At 46.1% G+C, this 3,950-nt stretch carries 2 protein-coding genes and 3 pseudogenes; 1 reads left to right on the forward strand and 4 read right to left on the reverse strand.

Annotation, left to right across the window (positions count from 1 at the left end; genetic code table 11):
* Positions 1-87: 87 nt before the first annotated feature.
* From DSM107010_RS41855 to DSM107010_RS41860, 3 genes and pseudogenes are all read right to left on the reverse strand, one after another.
* Positions 88-595 (reverse strand): annotated as a pseudogene (locus DSM107010_RS41855) (IS6 family transposase); the annotation flags it as partial.
* A gap of 20 nt (positions 596-615) precedes the next feature.
* The gene (locus DSM107010_RS37150) at positions 616-1,758 is read right to left on the reverse strand and encodes an IS4 family transposase (protein ID WP_106167231.1); all 1,143 of its coding nucleotides are present in this window, start codon (positions 1,756-1,758) and stop codon (positions 616-618) included.
* A gap of 190 nt (positions 1,759-1,948) precedes the next feature.
* Positions 1,949-2,086: pseudogene (locus tag DSM107010_RS41860) on the reverse strand (IS6 family transposase); the annotation flags it as partial.
* Between the two features lie 163 nt (positions 2,087-2,249).
* Between DSM107010_RS41860 and DSM107010_RS42700 the strand changes: the two are divergent.
* Positions 2,250-2,513 (forward strand): annotated as a pseudogene (locus DSM107010_RS42700) (DDE-type integrase/transposase/recombinase); the annotation flags it as partial.
* A 74-nt stretch (positions 2,514-2,587) separates the two neighbouring features.
* Here DSM107010_RS42700 and DSM107010_RS37165 read toward each other — a convergent pair.
* Positions 2,588-3,950 (reverse strand): NAD(P)/FAD-dependent oxidoreductase (locus DSM107010_RS37165; protein WP_127025358.1); only part of this gene is annotated, 1,363 nt, incomplete at its 5' end.

Genomic DNA, 3,950 nt, shown 5'->3' on the forward strand with positions numbered 1-3,950 from the left:
TTTTTATATTTTTAGCTGGGTAGCTTGTTAACTCAGTACTGCTGAGTCATTTTGTCATTGGTTAGTCTAAACTCCAGTAGTAATGAAGGCAGGTAACTGATGTCTCTTCGGTTGCGTATGCTGGTAGATTAGTTCAGAAGCCGCCAAAAACTTCTACGCTTGACCGACAGACTTGAAGCGTCGCATCTTCTTCTCCCTCAACCGTGTCAATTGATGCGAGTTTTCGGCACGGTTATTCAGTCCCTTATGAGTAGCGATGTTCGACGGATGGGAGAATCTCTTTCTTAGCAACTGCATAGCTTTTCAACTTATCCGTCACCATTACACGCGGTGCAAAACCCTGTTTCTTCAGCAGTTTTCTCAAGAACTTCTTAGCAGCTTTCTGATTCCGACGACTGTGGATGAGGATGTCTAACACGTTGCCCTCTTGATCAACTGCTCGCCACAACCAAAACACCTCACCCTTAATCTCCACACGCATTTCGTCCAAATGCCACTTTCTCCCTGGTGTTGGACGACGGCGACGAATTTCGTTGGCTCATGTCTGGCTGAACTTGCGACACCAGTAGCGAATGGCTTCATAAGTGATGCAGACTTTGAGGGGCGACAACCGAGCTAAAATGCTTGCTGTATAAGTGTCATAGCTCTCAAACCTCTACGATAAAACCCCTGCTTATTGCGAATGGAACCAATAAGTTCTTCAACCCATATCTGGCATTCATGAAAAGCAACTATCCAACTTTGCCCATATAAACCTATCCAAAAGTTACTGTGTCGTTTTCTGGTTCTTCCCTTTTCTTGAGTGCGACAAACGTAGGATTGCTGCCTCTGTAAAACAGTTTTTTCTCCCTGTAACCAAGCAGATGCCATTGCTAAAGCAATTAAAAGAATTAACCGGATAAGTCTATTAGGATTCGCTTTGGAGCTTTCCAAATTGTAACCGCCAGCTTTGCGATCGCGAAACATAGCTTCAATCCCAAATCTTTGGCTGTAGATTTTAATGGCAGTTTTTAAATCGGCTAAGTTTGTTAATAAGTACCAAGCTTCATCTTCTTGTTTCCCTCGATACTTTCTTTTCCAGTACACAGCTAGATTGTAGCGCCCAAATCCTGCTTTTTGAGTCAGATTGATATTGGTATAGAATTGCCGGATACCTGGATGAATAGGAATACTACTTAATGGCTGAAACGAGTGTCTTTTTTCACGAAACGTGGGACTCTGTTTTTGGCGTAACACAAAGCTGACATTCTGCTCCTGTAACCAGTTTGCTAGTTCTATGCTCTGAAATTCTCTATCCCCAAGTATAACTAATTTGTATTTCTTTAATAGTCGAATTGCTGGACGTAATACTTTTTGTTGCTCTGCTAGATTGCTACTGCCATCTTTCTCCAATAACACCCAAAATATTGGTAATGCTCTTTTCTTATAGATCGCACTAACCATTAAGACATTGTTTTCTTTCCACTGCGTTCTATCCAATGCAATAACTAGCTGTGACCCTGGTTTATAATGCTTTGTTAAAATTCCTTCAATCACAGGAAACCACAGCAACACTACGCTCAAAGCATCTAGGTTTAAAAACCTTTGCAAATGTCGCCGTCGGCTATTCTGTTGTATCGGTAAAGGTAAGGTAGCTGCTAATCTTTCAAGCCTCACTTGTTTTTGATACTGTAGTAGCCACACTAGCATCTTCAAGGTTATTAGTTGCGAGTGGGTGAGATATTTTTGGAGCAATGTTTGATAGAATGTCGGCAGCATTTTTGATGACGGTCTTGTTAAATCTACGAGACCGTTCTTTTTTACCATTAAACGGATATCCAGTGGTAGTATTTTCTCTCTAAATAGTTTATTTTCAATAAGTACCCTCTTTCTCTCCATTTTTTCAAAGGGGTTTGCGGCTGGAACCTAAGAGCCTATCTTGCTTTCATCCTGGTTGTCGCCCCCTCAAGATGCAGACCCCTCGATACAGCATCATCTTCTCCACGTCCCGATAGCTGAGGGAAAACGAATTGTACAGCCAGATGCAGTAGCTGATAATCTCGGGAGGGAAGCGGTGGCGGTGGTACAAGAGAGGTTTTGTAGTCATCAGAGAAAATTATCTCATCAACTGTCGTCCCTGTCACCCCTACTTAATTTGACAATACCGGTCAACCAAGAGTGGCAAGAAAAATGGTTAGAGTTAGTGTTGCCCCAGGAGAAAAAAGCAGTGTAATCATCATCTTTTTCATGTTAAATATTTACGCTTCCAACTCAAAGCGAAATCAGAACTGCCTAAAAGCGTGAAATCAAGGCAGAAAAAGTATCTGAACAATATTGTCGAACAGGACTATCGCGGGATCAAGCGACTAGTCAAACCAGCGATGGGATTCAAATCATTCAACACTGCTCGACGCACGATAAGAGGATATGAAATGACTAATATGATCCGCAAAGGGCAAATTGAAAAAGTAGAAAAAGGAGCCGTGATTGAACGGGTAAAATTCATTGCTGAAATTTTTGGAGTGGTTGCATAATCAATTCTTTTTCCAGGGAAATTTCTATCTTCAACAACTTTTTGCAACACTACCGCTCAAGCACTCCCAACCTTCTAGGTCGGAATGAAGGACTCAGCTGTCTGCTCACTCAAAAACTGATGTACCTGGCTAATGATGATCGCTCCCTCACCCACCGCTGAAGCAACTCGCTTCACAGAACCCGAACGCACATCCCCCGCCGCAAAAATTCCTGGAACACTGGTTTCTAAAACCATTGGGTGTCGTTCTAACGTCCAGACTTGGGCATCAATCAGCTGGATGCCCGTGCAAATAAAGCCCTTCTCATCCAGCGTCAGGCAATCGTGCAGCCATCCGGTGTTGGGAACCGCGCCAATCATCAGAAACACATGGCGAATCTGATGCGTTTTGGTCGTGTTGGTGCGGCGATCGTGCCAGGTCACTTGTCTTAAATGACGCTCGCCCTGCAAGTCGGTAATTTCGGTTCCAGTGTGCAGCGTGATTCGGTCTGAGGCAGCGATGCGGCCGATCAGGTAATCCGACATCGTCGCCTTTAGATCGTCACCGCGTACCAGCAGATGCACGTGACTAGCATGACGCGACAGAAACACTGCCGCCTGTCCGGCTGAGTTGCCGCCGCCAACCACAATCACTGGCTCGTTCTGGCAGAACCCGCCCTCCATTGCAGTTGCCGCATAGTATACGCCCGCGTTGTCAAACGGATGCTCAAAATTCAGCCGGCGGTATCGTGCCCCCGACGCGATGACGACTGCTTTGGTATGGATTTGGGTGTGATTGTCTAGCGTCAGAGTAAAGGGATGGCTCTGGCAATCAATCTTGCTGACTGAAAAGGGCAGCGCGATCGTTGCCCCAAATTTCTGTGCCTGTACCTGCGCCCTGCCTGCCAGCGCCTGTCCAGAGATCCCTGTGGGAAAGCCCAGGTAATTTTCAATTTTTGAACTGGTGCCCGCCTGTCCGCCAGGTGCTTCGGCTTCGATCAGGACTGTGTCCAACGCTTCTGATGCAGCATAGACCGCCGCCGAAAGTCCCGCCGGTCCACCACCGACGATTGCAACATCATAGATGTGGTCTGGAGGCAGAACCTCCACCAGTCCCAGCCGTTCGGCTAGTTCCAGGTTAGACGGGTTGTACAACAGTTGTTCACCCAGATGAATATACACGATCGGGAGTTGCTCTTCTTTGAAGTCAACATTCTGCAAGAAAGCGGTCTCTCGGCAGGCAACATCGTAGCTGAGGATCTCTAGCGGATAGCCGTTGCGTCGCAGAAATCGCTCAATCCGCAGCTTGTCCGCAGACTCTTTCGTGGCAATCAGCGTCACCGAGCCTTGCTGATGCGAGATAAAGCCCATGCGTCGCAGAATAAGGCGATCTCCAAGAAACAAAATACCTATGAGGCAGGTCGGATAAGAATATCCCATTTGGGCAAGAGGGGATTGC

The sequence above is a fragment of the Chroococcidiopsis cubana SAG 39.79 genome (assembly GCF_003991895.1).
Classification (GTDB): domain Bacteria; phylum Cyanobacteriota; class Cyanobacteriia; order Cyanobacteriales; family Chroococcidiopsidaceae; genus Chroococcidiopsis; species Chroococcidiopsis thermalis.